This is a genomic window from Mycobacterium sp. E796 (assembly GCF_001672815.1).
GTDB lineage: Bacteria > Actinomycetota > Actinomycetes > Mycobacteriales > Mycobacteriaceae > Mycobacterium.
Window position 1 is genome coordinate 1 of sequence record NZ_LZKK01000160.1, and the last position, 22,724, is coordinate 22,724.

Below are 22,724 nucleotides of genomic sequence, written 5' to 3' on the forward strand. Positions count from 1 at the left end.
TCGGGTAGAACCATCCCAGCGGCGTGACCACGTTCTTGCCGGAGCGCAGCAGCGCGGCGACTTCCTCGACGCTGGGCAGCAACGGCGCATAGATGACCGCGTCGGCGGGCTGCGCGAGCACCTCGTCGACGCTGTTGGTCGCCGTCACGCCCAGCGGCGAGGTGCCGATGATGTCGCCGACGTCCCTACCGGCCTTGGACTGCGAATGTACCCAGCAGCCAACGAGTTCGAGGTCGGGATGTTCCAGCACGCCCTTTATCGCCGCCGTTCCGACCGACCCGGTCGCCCACTGGATGACACGCAGGCTCATGAAGACACCTCACCTTCCTCGCGAGTAGACGCAGAAGCCCCCTTTTTGGACTGAAAATGGGGGCTTTTGCGTCTGCTCGTGCACGAGAGCCGTCCCTTCAGTTGCGCGACTCGACCACCCAGTAGCCATGCTCGGCGTATCGCGCCCGGATGGCCTTCTTGTCGTACTTGCCGACGCTGGTGCGCGGAATCTCCTCGACGAATGTCCATCGCTCGGGCAGCCACCACCGGGCCACCTTGTCCGCGAGGAACTTTCGCAGCTCCTCGGCGCTCACCGACGAGTGCTTGGCCACCACGACCGCCAGCGGCCGTTCCTGCCATCGCTCGTCGGGAACCCCGACGACCGCGGCCTCGAGCACCTGCGGGTGCCCGATCAGGCAGTTCTCCAGCTCGACCGACGAGATCCATTCGCCGCCTGACTTGATGACGTCCTTGGCCCGGTCGGTCAGCGTGACGAAGCCTCGTTCGTCGATGCGGCCCACGTCGCCGGTGCGCAACCAGCCGGAGTCGAACTTGGAGTCGTCGTGGCCCAGGTAGTAGGAGCCGGTGATCCACGGGCCGCGGACCTCCACCTCGCCGACGGCGGTGCCGTCGTTGGGCAGCACCGCGCCGTCGTCGTCGACGATGCGCATCTCCACCCCACACACCGGTTGGCCCTGCGTCGCGCGGAACGCCCAGTGCTGGTCCTCGGGCGTTCCCGGCGGCGGCCACGCCATGGTGGCCATCGGCGACGTTTCCGTCATGCCCCACAGCTGACGGATCTGGACGCCGTGCTTCTCCTCGAACGTGCGCATCAGCGACACCGGAACGGCTGAGCCGCCGCAGACCACCAGGCGCAGCGAGGACATGTCGTGTTCGGGTTCGTCCTCCAGCCGGTGCAGGACGTCGTTCCAGATGGTCGGCACGGCGCCGGCGACGGTGGGCCGCTGGGTTTCGACCATGCCGATCAGCGAGCGGGCGTCGAGGTGGCAATCGGGGAGCACCAGGTCGGCGCCCGCCATCAGCGCCGAGTAGGGCAGTCCCCAGGCGTTCGCGTGAAACATCGGCACGATCGGCAGCACGCTGTCGACCGCCCCGACGCCGATGCCGTTGGTGGTGCATCCGCCCATGGCGTGCAGGAAGCTCGAACGATGGCTGTAGACAACGCCTTTCGGGTTGCCGGTGGTGCCGCTGGTGTAGCACATGGCGGCCGCGGACCGCTCGTCGATCTCGGGCCAGTCGAAATCGGGCGATTCGGCGCCGAGCACTTCCGCGTAGGACAGCACGGTCTTGCCGGATGCCTCCAGCGCCGCCGTGTCACCGTCGCCGACCACGATCACGGCCTGCACGGTCTTGAGTTCAGGGAGAACCGGCGCCAACAGTTTGACCAGGGACGCGTCGACCACGACGACGTGGTCCTCGGCCTCGTTGGCGACGTAGACGATCTGCTCGGGGAAGAGGCGGATGTTGAGGGTGTGCAGGACCGCGCCCATCGACGGCACCGCGAGGTAGGTCGCGAGGTGCTCGGCGTTGTTCCACATGAAAGTCGCGACGCGCTGGTCCCCGGCGACGCCGAGGCGGCGCAGCGCGTTCGCCAGGCGGCCGGCCTGTTGGCCCAGCTCGCGGTAGGTGGTTCGCCGGTAGCCGTCCCCCGTTGCGGTGGTGACCGTGCGTTCCCCGTGGATGCCGCAGCCGTGCCGCATGATCGCGGCGATCGTCAGCGGATAGTCCTGCATCGTGCTGTCCATCGCTGTACCGCCTTACCCTCGACGCGGCACCGCCTCGTGTGCGGTCGGGCGAATGTTATCGCCGCGCACTGCTAGGAGAAAACGGGTTCCCCCGACAACGCTTGTTTGCGAGCTTGTTTGCGGGGCTACTACGCGAGGGCCGGTTCGGCCGGCAGCAGCTCGGGCACTGCCCACTCGGCCGCCGGTTCGCTGTCGGACCCGGCGCCTGCCGCGGTCCCTACCACGGTGACCGCGCCGGAGTAGTCGGCGATGTAGAGGAACCTGGCGTCGGTGCTTTCGACCACGCACGACGGCTCGTCGGCCACCCGGATCATGCCGACGACGTCGTGCGTGTGGGTGGAGAGCACGGTGACGCCGTCGTCGCTGACCAGGTAGGCGCGATCACCGTCGCGGCTGAGCGTCAGGCGGGTCAGGATGCCGGAGATCTCGCTGATCTTGCTGGTGCCGATGATCTTCGCGGTCCAGGTGTCGACGGAGTCGATCACCGCCCCCAATTCAGGGGCGCAACTGGCCACGTAGGCGGTTGCACCGTCGGGGCTGAGGGCGAGGTCGCGGATGGGCAGGCCGATCTCGACGGTGTTCAGGACGCGGCTGGAGGCCGGCGCGTGCGCGTCGATGACGACGAGCTGTCCCCCGCCGGGGCCGTTCGTCGCCACGTAGAGGCGGCTCCCGTCCGCGCTGGACCGCACACATTCCGTGGTGGTCCCGGGGCGGCCCGGCAGGACGATCTCCTCCGCGCCGCCGGTCCGGGTGTCCAGGACCACGACGTCGGGACCTGCGGCGCCGTTGCGGCTGGCGTAGACGGAGTCGCCGTCCGGGCTGGCCGCCAGGTCGCTGAGGCTGAACGCCAGCGGATGCGTCGAGATCACGGTGTTGGTCGGCAGGTCGATGACGTCGATCGCGTCATATGCCGCCGTCGCGGTGCTGACGTATGCGCGGTTGGCGTCGCGGCGGCCGACGGCGAGCGCAAAGGGCTCCGGCAGGCCGGCAACGGTCTGCACGACGCGGCAGGCGTGGGCGTCGATGACCGAGACGCTGTCGTAGCCGTAGTTGGCCACCATCAGTCGGCCGTCCCCCGGGGTGGCGACGATCGCGCTGATCGGACCCTGGCCCAGGGCGATCCGCGTGACAATCGGAAATCCCGGTGCCGTGGCCAATTCGATGGACTGGTCCTCGCCGTTGTGCTTCCGGTGGTTCACGCCGCGCATGCCGGCACCGCCTTCGCTCGCTCGTGGTACGTCTGGTGCGCCCGGGACGCGGCTTGGATGAACCGCGTTGCAGCGCCCGGAGGTGATTGCTTTTAACAAATTTTACTGACCAAATTCGAAGCAAAAATATTTCCAGGCAGGTGGTGTGATCCACGTCACTCGAATAGGGGCGATCGCGCCGCGATCGGGGTCGAACAATTAATAGTGGTCGATCCGGCGGCGAAAGCAAACCGCCTTGGTGGCCAGGGTGTTTCGGCCATGCAGCTAAAGGCGAAGACGAGTGGACAGGCGTCCATAAATAAGGAAAATCTTAAAAAGAATCGGTCAAAGAGGTGAATGTCACATTTTTTTGCCTGAGCGCGTCACCGGCCCTAAAGCAATTTATCGACCGCCGTTTTCGTGTTCGCCAAGGGACCTGTCCGCTGAACCACCGAGCCGCCGGCAACGTCTACCGCAAAGACCCGGAATCAACCGGAAGGGCTTGCCACGATGACGCTCGACGTAGGTGCCACGCCGTCAGTACGCAACCACCCGCAGGACATCCGCCGCGAACGCCGGTTGATGCGCGCCTTCCAGAACCCCATCCTTGGCCCCCTGTTGCGCCGCTTCGGCGGCCCGGAGGACATCGTTCGGATGGGCATGTCCTTCTGGTCCTCACGACTGATCCTTTCGGCGGTCGAATCGGGCGTTTTCACCGAGTTGGGCAACGGGCCGGCCTCCGAGCAGGAACTGGCCGACGCCCTCGGCTGGCACCCGCGTGCCGCGGTCACGGCGCTGGATGCCCTGGTCGCCGCCGGATTGCTGCGACGCGACCGAGCGGGCCGGTACGCCAACACGATTCGCAGCGCGATGTTCCTCGACCGGACCAAGCCGAGCTATGTCGGTGGGCTGATGGAGTTGTCGAGCAAGCGTCTCTACGGCCTTTGGTCGAGCCTGGACGACCTCCTGCGCACCGGCCGTCCCGGCGCCGAGGAGGAACGCGGCGATAACGAGTTCTTCTCCATGCTTCACCGTGATCCGTTGGCACTCAAGGGTTTTCTGGCCGGTATGACGGGCATCTCGACCGGGGAGGCGACGCTGCTGGCGGCTCGGTTCCCGTGGCAGCGCTTTCGCACGTTTTGTGATATCGGTTGCGCCCAAGGCGCGTTTCCGGTGCGGGTCGCGCTGACCCACCGTCACCTGCGCGGCACGGGTTTCGACTTTCCTGCGGTACGACCGATATTCGAGGAGTACGTCCAATCGTTCGACCTGGACCGCCGATTGGCCTTCGTCGAGGGGGACTTCCTCGAAGGTCCGCTGCCGCGCGCCGACGTGCTTTCGTTCGGTCACGTGTTCCACGGGCGAAACCACGAGATCCGCCAGGAACTGGTGGCGAAGGCCTACGCGGCCACTCCCCCCGGCGGCGCGATCATCGTGTACGACGCGATGATTCGGTCCGGGCGGCGCAAGAACCGCGGCAACAATTACCTGAGCCTGTTGTCCAGCCTCAACATCATGATGGAGTCGCGGGAGGGCTACGAAGCCTCCACCGCCGCCTGCGAGGAGATGCTTCGCGCCGGCGGGTTCACCCGGATCAAGGTGCGACACCTTGTGGGTCCCACCTCGGCGGTGTTCGGTTACAAGCCGGGCCGGTTGCCGACGTCGGCCTGACGCACCGCTCAGAGCGCGTCGTGGTCGCGCTCGCCGGTCCGGATGCGGATCACCTTCTCCACCGGTGAAACCCACACCTTGCCGTCGCCGATCTTGCCGGTGCGCGCGGCGCCGATGATCGCGTCGACCACGCGGTCGGCGAACGCCTCGTCGACCAGGACCTCGACGCGGACCTTGGGCACGAACTCGACCGCGTACTCGGCCCCGCGGTACACCTCCGTGTGCCCCCGCTGCCTGCCGTACCCCTGGACCTCGGTGACGGTCAGGCCCAGCACGCCGGCGGCCTCCACGGCGTGCCTGACGTCATCGAGCGTGAACGGTTTGACGATCGCGGTGACCAGCTTCATGGCGTTATCACCACCTCATTCGTCGGCGGTTTCGGCTGTCGCCGACGCAGCGCGCGTAGCCGTCACCGGCTCGACCCGCCGGCCCGTCACGAGCCCCTCGTCGGGGTAGGCCTCCTCGTCGTGCACACCGACGTCGCCGGTCTCGAGGACCTCGTCGGGCATGCGCAACTTCATGAAGAGGCCAAGGACCCGCAGGATGACGAACGTGACGAGCGCGTCCCAGACGATGATCGTGGCCGCGGCGCCCAACTGGATCAGAATCTGTTTGGGATGGTGGCCATACAGCCAACCGGCGAAGGTCACGTCCGTCCCGGTGCTGCCACCCAGGTACACAACGACCTTCGGGTCGGCGAGGACCCCGACAAGCAGCCCGCCCGCCAAGCCCGCCATGCCGTGGGTGTGAATCACACCGAGGGCGTCGTCGACCTTCTTGAACGGCCTGGTCCGGCCGAGCCAGTTCCACGACATCCAGACCAGGGAAGCGGCGACGACGCCGATGATCATCGCGCCGAAGCTGTTGACGTAGCCGGCCGCAGGGGTGATGGCGACCAGCCCGGTGATCATGCCGTTGACCGCGCCCAGGAAGGTCGGCTTGCGCGCCTTGCTGGCGAAGATGTCCCAGATCACCCAGGTGAGCAGCGCGACCGCAGTGGTGAGGTTGGTGTTGATCACCGCCAGGGAGGCGTCGGCACCGGCGAAATACGGGTCACCGCCGTTGAACCCGTTCCAGCCCAGCCACAGGATGCCGGCGCCGACCGCGGCCATCGGAAGGTTGTTGGGCACCGCGCGTTCCCGGTCGCGCGCGAGCCGCGGGCCGATCACGGCTGCGGCGACGAATCCGCTGGTTCCGGCGGCCAGGTGGATCACGTACCCACCGCTGAAGTCCAACGCGCCCGCCTGTCCCCACCAGCCGCCACCCCACACCAGGAACGCGTTGACCGAGTAGGCGAACGTCGACCACAGCGGCACGAAGATCAGCCACACCTTGAAGTTCATCCGGCCGACCACGCTGCCGAGGAACAGCAGCGGAGTGATGGCGGCGAAAACGAACTGGAAGTACGCCAGCGTGGTCTCCGAGAAGCGGAACTTCGGCATGGTGCCGTCCAACAGCGGGATAACGGCCTGTCCTTGGTTGTCGGTGCCCAGGATGGTGTGCGGAATCCCGACCGCGGCCCTCAGGATGCCGGGGCCGAGCTTGAGGGGCTCACCAAACCCCATCTTGAAGCCCCACAGCACCCATACGACCAGCACCAGCGAGAATCCGGTGAATGCCATCAGCATGGTGTTGACGGCCCACTTCTTCTGCACGATGCCGCCGTAGAGCACGGCGATGCCTGGGATGCTCATCAGGCCGACCAGAGTCGCGGCCACCAATTGCCAGGCGTTGTCTCCGGGGTTCAGCCAGTCGGGATAAGGCAACATGGTTCAGACACACCTCAATTCGAGCCAGCGGGCTGTAAAGCAGCTGCGGTGCGAAGTGACGCCGTAGACGGGTGAAGCCTTTGCCCGGAATGTTTCGGGCGTGTGTTCAATTGTTTAAATCCTGATTTCAAGTGCCAATTGCCATGGCGGCCCCTTCGGGCATCGGCAGCATGGGGTGTTAGCTGGCCGTTGCGCTACGACCGACACGGCGGGGCAAGTGTCGCACGCGGGAATCTCCTTGAACACCAAGCAATTTCACATGAGTAGAATAGGGCGGTTGGCGTCCACCGGGCGACGTCGTGCTGAACCAATTGTGCCGCAACATCGTCGGAGTTATATAGGCCGGTTCGTTCAGGCCCACCAAGGGCCGCATGCTGGCCACCGGTGGACAGGAAAGCTATGCAACGGGATTCGCGGCGCAGCGGTGCGGCGGACGCGCTGAAGCTCGTCAGGGCCGAAACATCGGAGCACGGCGTCGTCGTCGTCGGCGCAGGCGCCGCGGGGGTCTCGATGGCGCTCAGCCTGCGCGACCGTGGCGTGCGTCCACTGCTGATCGACCGCGCCGACGCGGTGGCCTCGGCCTGGCGGGGGCGCTACGACAGGCTGAAACTCAATACCTGCAAGCAGTTTTCGCATTTGCCCGGCCGGCCGTATCCCAAGGGCACTCCGCTCTTTCCGACCCGCGATCAGGTCGTCGATCACCTCGAAAGGCACGCCCGCGACGATGGGATCGAGTTGCGGCTGGGCACCGAGGTTTGCCGCATCGACCGCGACGGCGACGGCTGGTTGTTGCGGAGCACATCTGGCGACATCGCCTGCCGCCAGGTGGTCATGGCGACCGGATACGAGCACACGCCGCTGATGCCCCCGTGGCCGGGCCTCGACGGCTTCGAGGGCCGCGTGCTGCATTCGTCGGCATACCGCAACCCCGCCCCCTACCGCGACGAGCGCGTTCTCGTGGTCGGGGCGGGTTCATCGGCGCTGGAGATCGTCCATGACGTGGCCACCGGCGGGGCGCGGAAGGCGTGGCTGGCGGTGCGTACGGCACCGAACATCATGCTGCGCGCGTTGCCGGGCGGGCTGCCCTCGGACCTGATCGCGACGCCGCTTTTCCGCGCGCCCGTTCGGCTCGCCGATGCGTTGGCGACGCTGGGACGCCGGTTGAGCATTCCAGACCTCGCGGCTTACGGACTGCCGACACCCACCGAGGGCGTGTTCGCCCGCGGGATCCGGTTGGGCCGCGCACCCGCGATCGTCGACCGGGATGTGATCGACGCGATCCGCGACGGTTCGTTCGAGGTGGTCCCGACCATCGAGCGATTCGACGGTCGCGGTGTCCGGTTGGTCGACGGGCGCCGCCTGGAACCGGACGCGGTCATCTGCGCGACCGGCTACCGGCGCGGGCTGGAACCCGTCGTAGGTCACCTCGGGGTGCTCAACGAGCGCGGCCTGCCCTTGGCCACCGGCGAAACACCGGCCGCGTCGGGCCTGCGGTTCATCGGTTTCCAATCTCGCCCGGGGCTGCTCGGCTACGTCGCCAAGCAGTCCAGAGGCGTCGCCCGACTCATCGCCGCGGAACTCGAAACCGCCGCGCCGTCGCGTTATCCGCGGTGACTTCGGCTAACCTAATATATTCGTATTTTGGCTATTTCCAGCGCTATTCAACATATGAGCAAAATGTTTCGTTGAACTAACCAATCGGGCGGCTCGTGTCAAGTAGGTATGACGCAATTACAGACAGCGGCGAGGCCGCCCGCGCGGACGGATTTGCCGGACGCGCGCGTACGTCTCTTGCGCGACTGGGCGCGGTCGCTGCGCGTCGGACTCAATCCCGAGTCCTACTTTCGTCGCTGCGCCGACCGGCGCGACCCGTTTGTGGTGATGTTCCCGGGCCTCGGTCCCGTGCACTTCGTCGCTACCGCGCAGGGCGCTCGGCAGCTTTTGACTACGCCGCGCGAGACCCTGTGTGCGCCGACGCCCAATCCGATCGAGCCGATCGTGGGGCCGGATTCGGTGATCTTGACCTCCGGCGACCACCATCGCAGGCAGCGCCGCCTGTTGTCGCCGGCGTTCCACGGCGCCCAGTTGCGCCGGCGCGCGGACGCGATCGCCGGGGCGGTGCTTGCCGAGGTGGAGTCGTGGCGGCCTGGTGACCGGGTGGCGCTGCACCGCACCACCCGGGCGATCACGCTGAGCATCATCGTCGAGACGGTGCTGGGCGTGGACCACGAGCGCGTCGATGAGTACGCCGGCGTGGTGTCCGCGCTGATGAACGCGAACACCGCATCGCTGCTGTTGGTGCCGGCCCTGCGCAGAAGCTTCGCCGGCCTGGGCCCGTGGGCCCGGCTGGTGCGCCTGCGCGCGGAATTCCAGAGCATGCTCACCGGCCAGATGAACCATGGCCGCAGCTGTCCCGGCGACGATGCGGTATTGAGCAACCTGTTGCGCGAAAACGACCACTCGCGACTGGGTCTCGACGACGACGACCTCCAGCAACAGCTGCGGACCATGGTGATCGCCGGCCACGACACCACGGCCGCGGCACTGGCGTGGGCGCTGTACCACATTCACCGCGACACCGGCGTCCGCGCGCGACTCGTCGACGAGCTCGCCGCCAGTCCCGCGCCGCACGAGATGCCTGAACTACCCTATCTGTCCGCCGTCATCAAGGAGACACTGCGGATGCACCCCGCGGTGCCGATCGTGTTGCGCAAGCTCATCGAGCCGCAATCCATCGGTTCGGTGCGTTATCGCGCTGGTGATATCGTCGGGATCGCATTGCCCGCAATACATTTCAGCACCGACCTATGGGACGCCCCCTACCGATTCGATCCCGATCGATTCCTCGTCGACAACCCGACACCGTTCGAGTACCTGCCCTTCGGCGGCGGGCACCGGCGCTGCCTGGGCGCGGCCTTCGCCAGCCATGAAATGGCCGTCGCGGTGGGCACCATCATGCGCTCGGCGGAGCTGACGATGCCGCGGCGAGAACGCCACAGGCATCCGCCGCGTTCGGTGCCGCGCGGCATCGCCGTCGTCCCGCGGCGCGACGTCAAGCTCGTGGTCAGCCGAACTGCGTCTGCGGCCGGGGCAACGCCACGCCGTCGACGGTGATGTCGACCTTCTCGTTGTAGAAGGCCACCAGGCCGGCAATCTGGTGGACCGCCGGCAGTGGGTAGTGATACGTCCACGCCAAATCCGGATGCGCGGTATCGCCCACTCGCACCGACCAATAGCCCGATGTCACGCCCTTGTACGGGCAGAGCGTCTGCGTCGGGCTGGGTTCAAGGTGTTCGAACGCGACGTCGGTCGTGTCGATGTAAAACCTTGTGGGCAGGCCGGTTTCGAACAGCAGCACCGGGGACGCGGTGTCGGCGAGGGTGATTCCGTCCAGCTCGACGCGGACATGCCGGTGCGAGCGCAGCGCGTCGACCCGCGAATACGGATTGCGCGGGTGGCCGTAGATCGGCTCGTCTTCCTCGAACCACCGCAACGGATCCCATTCGAATCGCACGGTGCCCGCCACCGGGCCGTCGCCGTCGTCGAACACCCGCGCCGCCGACGGATGGGTCTGGCCCTCACCGACCAGCGAGTACAGCCGAGACGGACCGAGCTGGACCTTCTGCGGGTGCTCCTCGTCGCGCAGGAACTCCGTACGGACATCCGCCAGCGGCACGTAATACGCTGGGTAGTAAGGCAATTCCCACACATAGCGGGCCTCGGTGGTGTCGAAGACCAAGTGGTGGCCGAGATAGCCGCGGACCCGGCGCGGCGCGGGCTCGATGCGCCCGCGGGTGGCGGCCATCTGCGGGTAGTCCCGCTCGGCCCTCACGGCTGGTCCTTCGAGGCCAGCCCGGCAGGCGCATTCGCGATCGCTTTGTGGATGGCGTCGGCCAGCGCGAGGGCGCTCTCTTCGGTGAGTTCGAGCGCGACGCGCGCCGCCGGGCCCAGCTCCGGGTTGATCACGTCGATGTTGACTGTGTGGCCGTAGGGCGCGTGGACGGGATGGTCGACGTACACCGTGGCGCGGCTGGCGCCGAACCAGCCGCTCTTTCCCTTGCCGCTGCCGTCGATCCGCACGTGTTCGGTGAGGTATGTGCACATGTGCTGGGACGCCTAGCCTTTCAGATGGGTGGCGAAGAATTCGTCGATGCGCCGCCAGCCGTCGACGGCCGCCTCCGGCCGGTACGCCGGCCGGTCGACGGAGAAGAATGAATGGCCCGCACCCTCATAGGAGTGGAACTCGTGCGGCTTGTCGAACTTGGTCAGCTCGGCGTCCAGGGTGGCCACGGCGGGCGGCGCCGGGAACCTGTCGTCGGCCCCGAACAGCCCCAGCAGCGGGCAGCTCAGCTTCGGCGCCAGGTGCAGGATCGGCTGCATGGCCTTGGGAATGCCCTCCGGTAGGTCCTCCACGATGAACGCGCCGTAGCAGTCCACCGCGGCGTCGAACGGCAGCGAGCACGCCGCCAGGTACGCGTGCCGCCCGCCCGAGCAGTGCCCGATGACGCCGAACTTCCCGTTGGCGCCCGGCAAGGAGCGCAGGTGCTCGACCGCGCCGGCGACGTCGCCGACCAGACGCTCATCGGGCACCCCGCCGGCGGCCCGCACCGTCGCGGCGGCGTCGTCGGGCGCGGCGCCCGGCGCCTCGCGCGAATACAGGTTGGGGGCGACGGCGTGATAGCCGCTGACCGCGAGCCGCCGCACGAACTCCTTGGTTTCCCGGTCGTAGCCGGGCATGTGGTGAATCCACACGATGCCGCCGCGCGACCCGTCGGCCAGTGGCGACGCGCGGTAGGCCTCGATCTCGTCGCCGCCGTGGCCGGTGATGGTGATGGTTTCCGCGCGGATCGCGTCCGGGCTGGGTGCGTTCATCGCAACTCCTCGAGGGGCTGGCTCCGACGAAACCCAACGTAGCCGAGTCGCGCCACGGCAGAGCCGACCCCGTCCTGACGACGCGGAATGTCAGGCGTCGCCACCCGACTCCAGGGCCCGCGTAATTGCTGGAAAACGGGTAAGGCAAGGGGCAAGATGGTTCCTCAGCGGCGATGCGGAAGGACACGGCATTGACAACGGAAACAAGCGCCGCCGAGGCGGGCAGCGAGCCGGCCCCGCTGCGCGCGGTGGTGGCCGACGACGAAACCCTGCTGCGGGAGGGACTGGCCAGCCTGCTGGACCGCTCCGGATTCAGCGTCGTCGGTCAGGTGGGCAACGCGGTCGAGCTGCTGGCGCTGGTGCGCAACACCACTCCTGACGTGGTGGTGGTGGACATCCGGATGCCGCCCACGCACACGACGGAAGGTCTCGAGGCCGCACGGGTGATCCACGAGGAACTCCCCGACACCGGGATCCTGGTGCTGTCGGCGCATGTGGATGTGGAGCACGCGATGGAGTTGCTCGCCAGCGGTCGCGGCATCGGCTATCTGCTCAAGAGCCGCGTCACCGATGTCGCCGATTTTGTCGACACCTTGCAGCGGATCGCCAAAGGCGCTTCGGTGGTCGACCCCGCGGTGGTGCAGGAGCTGGTGTCCGGGCGGCGCCGAGACGATCCGCTGTCGGCGTTGTCCCCGCGCGAGTTGGAGGTGCTGGAGCTGATGGCCGAGGGCCGCTCCAACGCCGGCATCGCACGACGGCTCTGGGTGACGGAGGGCACGGTGGAAAAGCACGTCCGCAGCATCCTCACCAAACTCGGGCTGCCGGAAACCGACGACGACCACCGTCGCGTCCGCGCGGTCATCACATTTCTCGACTCACGCTGACGTTACGCCGTTTGCACCAGTTCCCTTGATGCGCCGCGGATTTGGTCGTGGCGCGACTGACCGAGCATCCCGCGCAGCCGCCGCCGTCCCCGATGCAGCCGGGACACAACGGTGCCGACCGGTGCGTTCATCATCGCGGCGATCTCCTTGCATGGCATGCCCTGCACATCCGCGTAGTACACCGTGGCGCGGAACTGCTCGGGCAGGGCACGCATCGCGGCGATGACGTCCTGATCGCCGAAGCGCTTGAGGGCCTGATCTTCCGCCGAGGGCAGACCCGTGCCCGAGTGTGCGGCGCTCATCAGGTAGTGGATATCCGTAATGCCCTCGGGCGGATGCTGCACCGGCCGGCGTTGCGCCTTGCGGCAGTTGCTGATGTGGGTGTTGGCCAGGATGCGATACAGCCAGGCCGAGATGTTGCTCTCCGGCCGGAAGGAGTCGAAGGCCGCGAAGGCCTTCGCCATCGTGTCCTGGACGAGATCCTCCGCGTCGGCGTGGTGCCGGGTCATCCGCAGCGCATGCCGGTGTAGGTCGCCGAGCAGGGGCGTCACTTGGCTTTCGAACCCGGCACCGGGATCCGCGTGGGCAGTCAATTCCGCTGGCAGGGTCATGGTGCGCCTTTCGTGTCGCGGGCTGAACGGCGCCTTATCGGCTCCACGCCTTACGATTGCCGTTGCGCTGACCCGCGTCTGCACCGCTGGCAACCGTAGGGGGTTGCCGTCAGCCGCAGTCCAGGCATTACCGGTAGCCGGTAGCAACCGGCCGACTCACGACGCCGTCCCGGCGAAACCTTCCCGAACCGCCATAGATTTCCTGCTAGCCTCCATGCGATCTGGTCGCGGCTATCCCACACTGGACTGGTGACTGCTGGTGCGCGAACGCGTTGCGTGATTGTCGATGACAATCGCGACTTCCTCGACGCCGCGACGCGGTTGCTCCAGCACCAGGGAATCGACGTGGTCGCGGTGGCGAACTCCTCCGCGGAGGGGCTCAAATGTGTCAAGGACCTTCGGCCCGACGTGACGCTCGTCGATATCGATCTGGGCGAGGAGAGCGGTTTCGAGGTCGTCGAGCTGCTGCACAGCAATGGGTTTGGCTTCGAGGTGCCGACGATCCTGATCTCCACGCACGCCGAAGAGGATTTCTCTGAGTTGGTCGCGGCCAGCCCGGCTTTGGCATTCATTCCCAAGGCGGCCCTGTCGGGTGCCGCGATCCGCGACGCCCTGGGGCTTGCCGTCTAATTACCCGCTAGCGCGATAGCGGAATGGACGGTGGCGGTAACGACAGCCGCGCTCCCAACCGCGATCCTGGACATCAGCGGTTCCAGCGCGTACAGCGCCGAACCGATGTCGTTGAGCCCCATGGCCTTCGACGTATTCGAGATGAGGAAAAGTACTCATGTCTGTTGCTGACGGCTGCTACTGCCTGATGCCGCCGTCCGGCCGGCACTCGTCGCACCGGGTGCCCCCGCGCCGGAAGCGGTTGGTGCGCGGCGGGTTGTTGCTGCTGCGTGGAGCGGAGGTCGCGCTGTTCGCCGCGACGATCTGCGCCGCCGTAGCGTTGCTTGCCCACCCGCCCGCGGTCGGGAGGTCGTCAGTGGATTCCAGTTTCGCATTGGCTTTGCCTAATTCCGGGCCCAATTCCGGCGCGTTCTCGGTCCAGGAGGTGGCCGCGAAGGTGTTGCCCAGCGTGGTGACGCTGAAATTCAATGTCGGCGACCGCTCTCAGCTCGGTTCGGGCGTGATCCTCACCGCCGACGGGCTGATCATGACCAATAACCACGTCGTGGTGCCGATGAGCGATGGCCGTCGGCCGCCGGCGGACACCGAGGTGACCCTCAACGACGGCCGCACCGCGGCGTTCGACCTGATCGCCACCGACCCGATGAGCGACATTGCGATCGGGCGGGCTCGGGACGTGTCCGGCCTGACCCCGATCTCGGTCGGCTCGTCGGCGGAGCTGCGTGTCGGTCAGCCCGTCGCGGCGGTGGGGTCTCCACTCGGGCTGCGCGGCACCGTCACCGCGGGCATCGTCAGCGCGCTGAATCGGTTGGTAAGTCCCGCGATTGACCCGGGCAGCCCGCTGAGTGCGTACTACGCCATCCAAACCGACGCGGCGATCAATCCGGGGAATTCCGGTGGTGCACTCGTCGACATGAATGGCGCTCTCGTCGGCATCAACGCCGCCGAGGCGGTGCTGCCCGGCGCGGAGGGTGCGGGCAGCACAGCCCACGGATCGATCGGTCTGAACTATGCGATTCCCGTCGACCACGCCGCACGCATCGCCGCCGAACTGGTCGCGACCGGCCGGGCATCGCATGGCTGGCTGGGTGTGCAAGCGACCGGCGATGCCGGCGCCCTCGGCGCCAGGATCACCGGGGTGGACGCCGGAAGCCCCGGTGCGGCGGCCGGATTGGAGGTCGGCGCGCTCGTCACCAAGGTCGATGACCAGATCATCGACAGCGGAGCCACCTTGGTGGCCGCCGTGCAATCCAGGGAACCCGGGGCCTCGGTCACGCTCGCGTTCGTGCACAGTTCGGGTGTGCCGATGACCGCCCGGGTCACCCTCGGCACCGACAAGGGTCGGCAGTAGCGAGCTACATCGAGAGCGCGAACCGACGCGCGGCCGTTCAGGCCGGCACGCAAGGGATTTCGGCCGTGAGCGTAGTGCCCTCGCCGTGGCCGCTGGTGACATCCAACCGACCGCCCAGCGCCTCCGCCCGGTCCCTGAGCCCGATCAGCCCGGATCCCCGCGGATCGGCGCCACCGATGCCGTCGTCAGATATCCACAGGCGCACCCGCCCGTCATCGGCCTCCACGGCGACAGTGACACGGGACGGGTGCGCGTGCTTGGCGGCGTTCGTGAGCGCCTCCGCGACGACGTAATAGACCGCCACCTCGACGGTTTTGGGCAATCGCCGCGGGACGTCGACGCGTAGCTCGACGGGCATGGCGAAACGGCGGCACAGGGCACGCAGCGCGGGGCCCAGGCCGGCATTGGAGAGCACGGCCGGATGGATGCCGCGGGAGAGCTGACGTAGTTCCTCGCTCGCCGCCGCGACTTCGTCGGCGAGTTCGACGATCTCATGTTGCAGCCGGCCGTCGGCGGGCAGGGAGGCCTGCAGAGCCTGAAGGCGCAGCCGCAACGTGACGAGGCGCTGCTGCGCACCGTCGTGCAAGTTGCGTTCGATGCGACGCCTGGCCTCGTCACCGGCGGCGACGATGCGGGCCCGTGAAGCCATCAGCTCATCGCGCGCCTGTGCATTGGCGATCGCGGTCGCGACCAGCTCGGCGAAATCCGCCAGCTGCTCCTCGGTATGGGGCGGGTGCGGGTCGGGTCCCGAGGAGGCGATGACTGCCGCGCCCCAGAGCCGGCCGTCCACCTCGATGGGGGCACCCACCGCCGAGCGAATGCCCACGCTGCGGACCACGGCGGCGATCGGGCCGGCCGCATGCTCGTGGCTGTCCATCCGGGCGGTCGTGCCGCTCTGAAACACCATCGCCGCGACGTTGTCACCGTCCAGCGGGAACACCCCGCCGACCGGGATCTTGTCCAAATGGGCCTTGTCGTGGGCGGCGACCACCTCACACGAGTCGTTCCCCACGTAGCGGACCAGCACGCAGTTCTGCACCCGCAGCGCGCGGGCGACCTCGTCGGCGACCGCGGTGAAGACCTCGGCCGGCGAAACACCGCGGGCGACGAGCGTCGCCACCCGGCGCAGGGCCGTCTGGCGCTGCGCCAATCGGCTGACCTGATTCGCCGCCCGTCGGGATTCCGCCGTGCGCAGCCGGGCCCGGCCCGCCAGCACATTCGTCAGGAGGCCTAGGGGCAGGAAAACCGCGAGCGGCAGAAGCTGCGCGGGGTGCGACGGCAGCGCGCCGAGGCCGGCACCGAGGTGGATCTGCAGGTATACCACCGCGCTGACCAGCGTCGTCAACACCGCCAGACCGATGTTCCAGAACGACGAGATGACCAGCACGCCAAAGAGATACAGCGCGCCCAAAGTGCTGTGGGGCGCAACCGCGGAAAGCAGCCGGACCACGATGGTTTCGGCGACGATCAAGGTGGCGGCAACGATTTTCCCGAGCCACGTCGGACATCTCGGCGCAAGCGATGACCGCGCGTCTTGGCGTCTCGGCCCAGGCTGGAAGGGAATCGTCGACCACTCGTTGGGGGTCATCACAGGCACGGCTCGATCGGTAGCGCGTCCAGCCGGTGGTGCCGGCGCACAGGCGATCACTGCTTCCCTGGCTTACGCGCGAGTTGGGCGACGGTTGGGCCGTGGTGGGGCGATTGGCTCGATTCCACAGCGAAACTCCATCCCGCCGGCTTCGGCAGTGGCGGCGCTCGATTGTTTCGGGGGGCGCCTCAATCCAGTGTCGGCAAGGGTCAGCCGCTTCACATCGCTGCTGGCTTCAACCGCGCGTACCGGCTAGCAGGTAGGCCGGCCGCACCACCGCCAGAACGCCGAACGCTTAGCCGGGCGCGGGTATCTCGAAGGCGTTGAGGATCGCGCACACGGTGTGGTAGATGCCGGTCAGGACGGCGGCCTCCATCACCCCTGCCGGGCCAAGCGCCGCCTCCGCCTCACGATATAGCGTGTCGTCGAGGCGGTGCTCGACCGACAGTGCGCGGGCGACAAGGTGGGCAACGGCCTCGTCCTTGGTCAGATCGTCCGGAAGTCGGCCGTCGGCCAGTGTGCGCACCGTCTTGTCGGGGAGGCCGGCCTGCCCGGCGACCGCGCAATGCGCGTACAGCTCATAGGGGGCCCGCCACACCGCGCCGACCGACAGGATGATGACCTCCCTGCAGCGTTTGCTCAGCGAGGTGTTCGTCTGCTCGGTTACCGCGAGTTGCAGGAAGGCGGACGAGATGGCCGGGGTCAGCAGGGCCGGGTTGAAGGGACCGATCAGCCGGCCCGCATCGGTGCGCGCCCGGAACTTCGCGGCCTCCGCCCATGGCACCGCCACATTCGTGAGCCAGTCGAAGAGCTCCCGCTGGGCCGGATCGAGCGCCGCACGCTCGTACAGCCGAAGACGCCCGCCCAGGCCGCCGTCATCAACCGCCATGAGTCCTCCTGCATTTGGGCCTGGCCTGTCACGAACCACCGGCCTTAAGCATGCCGCCATCAAACCCTGATGTCGTTACCGGTAACCGGAATTGACCCGCCAGGACAACCCATCCCGCGCTGAACCACGCTGCGCCGCAGTGACGGTCGCAAGGGTGCGGCTGGCGAGTCGGTCAAAATAATTACAGCTAGCCAGAAGTCAAAGGGGACGCTAGCGCGGACGACATCTACGCCGGCCTCGGCGATGCTACGAGTTGAGCTTGGCTGCCGAGATGCTCGCGTGTCCCGTGCCAGTGAACCAAGTCACCAAATCCGGACCGGGAGAACAAAAATGCCGTTCGTCACCACACGGCCCGAAGCGCTGACCGCTGCCGCGGGACAGCTGGCGGCAATCGGGTCGGCGATGACCGCCTCGAATTCTGCTGTCGCGCAATCCATAACGGGCGTGGTGCCGGCTGCCGCCGACGAAGTATCGGCACTGACCGCGGCCGCGTTCACCGCGCACGGCGTGTTGTATAAGGAGGTCGGCGCGCAGGCCGTGGCCATGCATCAACTGTTCGTGGCCACCTTGCAGACCTCCGCCGGTTCCTATGCGGCCACCGAGGCCGCCAATGCGGCCGACGCCCGCTGAGAGCCGGTCTGACACATGGACTTCGGAGCGCTGCCGCCGGAAATCAACAGCGGCAGAATCTATTCCGGACCCGGCCCGGGATCGATGTTGGCCGCCGCGACCGCTTGGGAAAAGCTGGCCGCGGACCTGTACTCGACGGCCTCCTCGTACGCCGCGGTGGTGTCCGGACTGACCTCGGACGGCTGGCAGGGGCCGGCATCGGCCTCGATGGCCGCCGCGGCGCAGACCTACGTGACCTGGCTGGGTAGCGCGGCATCGCAGGCCGGGCAGGCTGCAAATCAGGCGCACGCCGCCGCGACGGCGTTCGAGGCGGCGTTCGCGGCCACGGTGCCACCGCCGCTCATCGCCGCCAACCGCGCGCAGTTGGCAACGCTGGTTGCGACGAACTATTTGGGCATCAATACCGCGGCCATCATGGCGACCGAGGCCCAGTATGCCGAGATGTGGGCTCAGGACGCCGCCGCCATGTACTCGTATGCCGCGTCTTCGGCCGCCGCGGCGACGCTCACGCCATTCACCGCGCCGCGACAGAACACCAACCCGGCCGGTGTGGGCACGCAAAGCGCCGCGGTCAGCAATTCCACCGCGAATTCGACCCTTCCGTCAATCGACACGATCGTCCAGCTGATCGCCGACGACATCAACAACGCGCTGGCGCCCGACCACATCAACTCCGGAATCAGCGCGTTCGCGACAATCCCCTCGATCATCTTGGCGGCAGCCTCCTTGTTTTCGAGTTCCGGCACGAGCGCCGTCGACTCGACGGCAGCGGCACTGACCGACGTGAGCACCGGGCTCGGCCAGGTGGCGAGCACCCTCGGATCGTTGGGCTCCGCCTTCGGCCCGGTCCAGCTGGGCGGATCGGTGTCCGCCGAGATGGGTCGGGCGGCCGGTTTAGGCGCGCTGTCGGTCCCACAAAGGTGGGGCACGCTCACTTCCGCGGCCTCTAGTTCGCCGAACGCGTTGCCAGTCAACCTCGTCAGCGAAACCGACCTCGGGGAGATGGCCCCGCCGGTCAGCCTGGCGGGCGCCCCGGCGACCTTGGCGGCCGGCGGGGCCGCCCGGGCCAGGTCGATGGCGGCCGACGGAACGACCCTGCGATCGTTGATGCGGCCCACCATGCTTCCGCGTCAAAGGTATATCGGATAGCGCGACAGCACGCCCGCGCCAAGCGGCTCAGACAGCGTTGGGCCACCGGCTATTTCGGCGCGGCCGCTCCGCGACCGGTGGCCATGGCGGATCAAGCGGGTCACGAGCGGGCTGGCGCGCCGGTCATCGCCGCGGGACTCCCGTGTGCCGCTCGACGACAGTGCGACTGTCATGCAAGGCCCACGCGAGGGTGCTCAACAGCAGCATCACCAGCAAGACGGTCAACATCGGTGATACCTGCCCTTCTCCGTCATTCCCGTCCAGAACGGCCGCCACGTCCGACGAGACTGTCCCACAAACGCTTTGGCCGCCATCGCGGTTGCCGGGCGATGGTAAACGCGCCGCCCGGCAGTTACCACTTCAGCATCGCCCGCGACGGCCGACATGTCGTCCCTGCTGGCCGCCGCAGCCACCCCCGGGTAGCTGTACATCGCCACGTCCGCACCCCGACACCTCGGCTTCGGCAATGGCGCGCACGCGTGTACCGGCCAAGCCCTAGCCCGCCTGGAGACGGCCGCCATCCGCATGCTGCGCGCGCTAATCGAACGCGTCGACCGCATCCACCTCAGTGGCCGACCGAAATGGGCCGTCAACAACATCATTCGCCGACATCTTTCGCTTTCGGTAACCCTCGAAGCAGCCTAAAGAATTGTGTCAGCCGCCGTCAGTTCAGCGGGAACTGCGCACTATTGACGCTTTCGCGCAGCATGCGCCGGTAGCGTGACCACACCGGCACGTAGAGGCCGAGCTCCTTGCGCGCTGCCTGCACCACGTCCTGACGCCTGACCTTAACGTCCTCGTACGTCCTAAGGGCCGCTCGTTGCCCTTCGGGCATATTGTCCAGCCACATGTCGAGTCGCCCGGTCAAACCCTCGTCGGTTTCGACCTGCCTTACCCACTCCGCCAGCTGGACGGACTGCTGGTACGCGTAAGCGATGGCGAGATCTGCGGTCTTGAAGTTCCCGGTGAGCGCGAGCTCGCTGATCACCCGATCGATCGCTTCGGCCTTTTCAGCGAGGGCTTCCCTTCGGACGTCGGGCGGCAGCGCCTTGAGAATCTCCAGGTCCCTGCCGATCCTGAGGGCTTCGGCGTAGAGCTGCTTCATCTCCTCGTAGTGGAAGCGCTTATGCTCTGACCTCCGGTCGAGCGAACCCGTACCGAACGCGATGATGCCCGCCAGGACGACGAAGGCGCCGCCCAGCAGGGTCCCCTGTCCCGGAGTTACGTTGTGCCAGAGGTCCATCCACCCGCTCACATTTGCCACCTTTCACCACGGCGAGCAGATCAAGTCTGGGCAAGCGCGAGGCCCGTGAGCCCGAAGCCCAGGTGCACCAGTTCCGTGTCGATGCCGCTGTCGAGGTTGACGTAACGGATGCTGCCGCCGAGGTCGCCGACGTAGAACTCGGACTCGGAGAGCGCGGCGACACCGATCGCCTCGTGGTATCCGCGAGACAGGATCTCCGGCATGCCGACGTTCGGCTCCACCAGCGCGCGGTTGAGCGTGTTGCCGCCGGGCTCGGCGCCGCGATCCGTCCACACCAGCGTCGTACCGCCGAAGAGGTGCAGATCTATCGGCTCGGGCAGGTCCTTGAACAGCAGCTCGACGTCGTCGCGGTGCTCGGGGCTGACGCCCGCCGGCAGATCGAGCGGGGCGCGAAAGATCCTGCCCTCACCCGCTTTCGGCGCGCCCTTCTGAGTCCAATACAGCAGGCGCCGATCCAGATCGATCGCGATGCCGACCGGCTGGTTGCTGATCACGCGCGCGGCCTGGTCACCAACTGCCGGCACCACCAGGGCTCGCAGGCCGCTCCCGTCGAGGTTGCAGGTCAGCACCTGCATGCCCTCACGGTCGCACCAATACAGCACGCCCGCTTGCCAATCGGCCGCGAGCTGCTTGCCCGTGGTGAAGGCGCCACGCGGCACGATCGTGACGCGGTTGGTTCCGTCCAGATCCGCGCGCTCCAGCGACCCGTTGCGGGCGTAGGCAACTTCCGAACGTGGGTCGCCCCCGGGATCGGGGGCGCCCATGTTCGTCCAGTAGATGTGGCCACGTTCCTGGTCGACGACGAGACCGTCGGGCCTCTCGTCCAGCCCGGCGATCAGGGTCCGCACCCGGGCACCATCCAACGACACCGCCTGCATCTCCTGCTTGCCGTCGTTGAGCACCAGCAGCTCGGTCATCAGCGCTCGCTTTCGATTTCCGCGGCAGCGCCGACGGAGAACGACGGCACCGCATCGCACAGCGTACGAATGTCCTTGCCGGCCTGCATGACCGCGCCGTCCGGTCGGACGATGGCCGCGGTCGCCCGGCCTGCCCGCAGCCAGCGGCCGAGTTGGCTCTCGCGCGACACGGAGACCACGATGGCCCCTCGGCAGTCGAGCTCCTTCTGCTGCGCCGGGCTCAACCACGCCGACGTGACCAACGCGAAGCGGTTGCCGACAACCTGGTCGAGGCGCACGCCCTCGCGCAGCACCGGGTTGGGGCAGAGCGTCCCGGCCAGCCCCCCCGGCACGCGGGACTTGACGACCATCTCCGACCGGTGCAACCCGGGCGCAACGCCGTCGGCGGCGCTGGTGCGGGTGCCCGGCAGGCGCAGGTTCTGCAACCGCGGGAACACCACCTTGCGGACCAGGTCGCCGGCCGTGCCGCCGCCCGTCATCGCCGCTCCGACCGACACGGCCATCATGATCATGGCGGCCGCGTGGGCCTTGCGCTCCTGCTCGTAGGTGTCCAGCACGCTGTCGGGCAGCGAATTACTCAGCACGCCAGCGATTTTCCACGTCAGGTTCAGCGCGTCACGCAGACCGGCCGCCATGCCCTGTCCGACGAACGGCGGCGTGAGGTGGGCGGCGTCACCGAGCACGAACACGTTGCGGTCGCGCCAGCTGCTGGCGACCTGTGCGCGGAAGGTGTAGGCGGTGACGCGGACCAGGCGCAACTGCTCGGCCGGCACGTCGCCCAGCCACGGCTTGATCAACGGCTCGATCTGCTCGATGGTCTGGTAGTCCGCGGCGCTCTCCTCGTCGAGAAGCCGAAACTCCCAGCGGTACCGGGTCTCCCCGACCCGCATGTAGGTGCCGGCCCGCTCCAGGCTGCACAGCTGGTGGCAGCCCTCCCACTGGTCGAGGTCGGCGTCGGTGTCGACGTCGATGACGATCCACTCCTGCTGGAACGGCAGCCCGTACATGTGCGAGCCGATCGAGGCCCGCACGATGCTGTTGGCGCCGTCGCAGCCCAGCACGTAGCTGGCGTCGACGGAATGCTGGCCGCCGCGCACCCGGTCCAGGAAGCTGACGCGCACCTTGCCGTGCTTGTTCTGGGTGACGCTGGTGACCTCGACGTCACCGTGCAGCGTGACGTGCGGGTAGCGCTTGAGGTTGGTGCGCATCATCGCTTCCAGCTCCGGCTGATCGAACATGTTCATCTGCGGGTAGCCGTTGGCGCTGGGGTCGGTGC

Annotated in this window: 21 protein-coding genes and 1 pseudogene; 8 read left to right on the forward strand and 14 right to left on the reverse strand. The window is 67.5% G+C overall.

The features are described 5' to 3' along the window. From A5706_RS11520 to A5706_RS11530, 3 genes and pseudogenes are all read right to left on the reverse strand, one after another. Positions 1 to 310: pseudogene (locus A5706_RS11520) on the reverse strand (dihydrodipicolinate reductase); the annotation flags it as partial. Positions 311 to 407: 97 nt separating this feature from the next. After that, entirely contained in the window at positions 408 to 2,036 is a 1,629-nt protein-coding gene (locus A5706_RS11525) for a long-chain fatty acid--CoA ligase (RefSeq protein WP_068130402.1), read from the reverse strand. Positions 2,037 to 2,164: 128 nt separating this feature from the next. Further along, the gene (locus tag A5706_RS11530; RefSeq protein ID WP_068130405.1) at positions 2,165 to 3,244 is read right to left on the reverse strand and encodes a YncE family protein; all 1,080 of its coding nucleotides are present in this window, start codon (positions 3,242 to 3,244) and stop codon (positions 2,165 to 2,167) included. Positions 3,245 to 3,733: 489 nt separating this feature from the next. Here A5706_RS11530 and A5706_RS11535 point away from each other — a divergent pair, with 489 nt between their 5' ends. Continuing rightward, positions 3,734 to 4,894, forward strand: a complete 1,161-nt coding sequence (locus A5706_RS11535) for a methyltransferase (RefSeq protein ID WP_082964313.1) — start codon at positions 3,734 to 3,736, stop codon at positions 4,892 to 4,894. A gap of 8 nt (positions 4,895 to 4,902) precedes the next feature. Here A5706_RS11535 and A5706_RS11540 read toward each other — a convergent pair whose 3' ends face one another. After that, positions 4,903 to 5,241, reverse strand: coding sequence for a P-II family nitrogen regulator (locus A5706_RS11540; protein ID WP_068130407.1), 339 nt, complete (start codon positions 5,239 to 5,241; stop codon positions 4,903 to 4,905). A gap of 15 nt (positions 5,242 to 5,256) precedes the next feature. Then, complete coding sequence (locus A5706_RS11545; RefSeq protein WP_068130411.1) at positions 5,257 to 6,663, reverse strand: ammonium transporter; 1,407 nt, start codon at positions 6,661 to 6,663, stop codon at positions 5,257 to 5,259. Between the two features lie 384 nt (positions 6,664 to 7,047). Between A5706_RS11545 and A5706_RS11550 the strand changes: the two genes are divergently transcribed. After that, positions 7,048 to 8,277, forward strand: coding sequence for an NAD(P)/FAD-dependent oxidoreductase (locus tag A5706_RS11550; RefSeq protein ID WP_255406311.1), 1,230 nt, complete (start codon positions 7,048 to 7,050; stop codon positions 8,275 to 8,277). A 177-nt stretch (positions 8,278 to 8,454) separates the two neighbouring features. Then, positions 8,455 to 9,777, forward strand: a complete 1,323-nt coding sequence (locus A5706_RS11555; RefSeq protein ID WP_231985192.1) for a cytochrome P450 — start codon at positions 8,455 to 8,457, stop codon at positions 9,775 to 9,777. Here the strand turns inward: A5706_RS11555 and A5706_RS11560 are convergent. Genes A5706_RS11560 through A5706_RS11570 form a run of 3 tightly spaced genes read right to left on the reverse strand, consistent with a single transcriptional unit; the run spans position 9,728 to position 11,535 of the window. After that, positions 9,728 to 10,468 (reverse strand): DUF427 domain-containing protein, encoded by a 741-nt coding sequence (locus A5706_RS11560; RefSeq protein ID WP_068130457.1) that lies wholly within the window; start codon positions 10,466 to 10,468, stop codon positions 9,728 to 9,730. The genes A5706_RS11555 and A5706_RS11560 overlap by 50 nt on opposite strands. A 23-nt stretch (positions 10,469 to 10,491) precedes the next feature. Next, positions 10,492 to 10,767 carry a DUF6295 family protein gene (locus tag A5706_RS11565; RefSeq protein ID WP_068104395.1) on the reverse strand — a complete coding sequence of 92 codons (276 nt, stop codon included), beginning with the start codon at positions 10,765 to 10,767 and terminating at the stop codon, positions 10,492 to 10,494. Positions 10,768 to 10,779: 12 nt separating this feature from the next. Next, positions 10,780 to 11,535: a dienelactone hydrolase family protein gene (locus tag A5706_RS11570; RefSeq protein ID WP_068130414.1), complete on the reverse strand. Its 756-nt coding sequence runs from the start codon at positions 11,533 to 11,535 to the stop codon at positions 10,780 to 10,782. Between the two features lie 239 nt (positions 11,536 to 11,774). Here A5706_RS11570 and A5706_RS11575 point away from each other — a divergent pair, with 239 nt between their 5' ends. Further along, complete coding sequence (locus A5706_RS11575; RefSeq protein ID WP_369831849.1) at positions 11,775 to 12,419, forward strand: response regulator; 645 nt, start codon at positions 11,775 to 11,777, stop codon at positions 12,417 to 12,419. A gap of 2 nt (positions 12,420 to 12,421) precedes the next feature. Here the strand turns inward: A5706_RS11575 and A5706_RS11580 are convergent, their stop codons facing one another. After that, the gene (locus tag A5706_RS11580; protein ID WP_068130420.1) at positions 12,422 to 13,030 is read right to left on the reverse strand and encodes a sigma-70 family RNA polymerase sigma factor; all 609 of its coding nucleotides are present in this window, start codon (positions 13,028 to 13,030) and stop codon (positions 12,422 to 12,424) included. Positions 13,031 to 13,306: 276 nt separating this feature from the next. On the opposite strand from A5706_RS11580, the gene A5706_RS11585 reads away from it, so the two are divergent. Together A5706_RS11585 and A5706_RS11590 are read left to right on the forward strand one after the other, a co-directional pair. Continuing rightward, complete coding sequence (locus A5706_RS11585; protein WP_231985200.1) at positions 13,307 to 13,660, forward strand: response regulator; 354 nt, start codon at positions 13,307 to 13,309, stop codon at positions 13,658 to 13,660. Positions 13,661 to 13,817: 157 nt separating this feature from the next. After that, a complete protein-coding gene (locus tag A5706_RS11590) occupies positions 13,818 to 15,011 on the forward strand; it encodes a S1C family serine protease (protein WP_068130424.1) in 1,194 nt (397 codons plus the stop codon). A gap of 37 nt (positions 15,012 to 15,048) precedes the next feature. On the opposite strand, the gene A5706_RS11595 is transcribed toward A5706_RS11590, so the two are convergent. Beyond that, complete coding sequence (locus tag A5706_RS11595) at positions 15,049 to 16,599, reverse strand: GAF domain-containing protein (RefSeq protein WP_082964317.1); 1,551 nt, start codon at positions 16,597 to 16,599, stop codon at positions 15,049 to 15,051. 295 nt (positions 16,600 to 16,894) lie between these two features. Then, the gene (locus A5706_RS11600) at positions 16,895 to 17,488 is read right to left on the reverse strand and encodes a carboxymuconolactone decarboxylase family protein (protein WP_068130427.1); all 594 of its coding nucleotides are present in this window, start codon (positions 17,486 to 17,488) and stop codon (positions 16,895 to 16,897) included. A gap of 330 nt (positions 17,489 to 17,818) precedes the next feature. On the opposite strand from A5706_RS11600, the gene A5706_RS11605 reads away from it, so the two are divergent. Then, entirely contained in the window at positions 17,819 to 18,118 is a 300-nt protein-coding gene (locus A5706_RS11605; RefSeq protein ID WP_068130430.1) for a PE family protein, read from the forward strand. 15 nt (positions 18,119 to 18,133) lie between these two features. After that, positions 18,134 to 19,267: a PPE family protein gene (locus A5706_RS11610; protein WP_068130433.1), complete on the forward strand. Its 1,134-nt coding sequence runs from the start codon at positions 18,134 to 18,136 to the stop codon at positions 19,265 to 19,267. A gap of 664 nt (positions 19,268 to 19,931) precedes the next feature. Here the strand turns inward: A5706_RS11610 and A5706_RS11615 are convergent. The 3 genes from A5706_RS11615 to A5706_RS11625 all read right to left on the reverse strand — a co-directional run. Then, entirely contained in the window at positions 19,932 to 20,522 is a 591-nt protein-coding gene (locus A5706_RS11615; RefSeq protein WP_068130436.1) for a hypothetical protein, read from the reverse strand. Between the two features lie 29 nt (positions 20,523 to 20,551). Further along, complete coding sequence (locus A5706_RS11620) at positions 20,552 to 21,448, reverse strand: hypothetical protein (protein ID WP_068130440.1); 897 nt, start codon at positions 21,446 to 21,448, stop codon at positions 20,552 to 20,554. Next, on the reverse strand, positions 21,448 to 22,724 hold a 1,277-nt coding region (locus A5706_RS11625), incomplete at its 5' end, for a bifunctional 3-(3-hydroxy-phenyl)propionate/3-hydroxycinnamic acid hydroxylase (protein WP_068130446.1). The genes A5706_RS11625 and A5706_RS11620, both read right to left, overlap by 1 nt.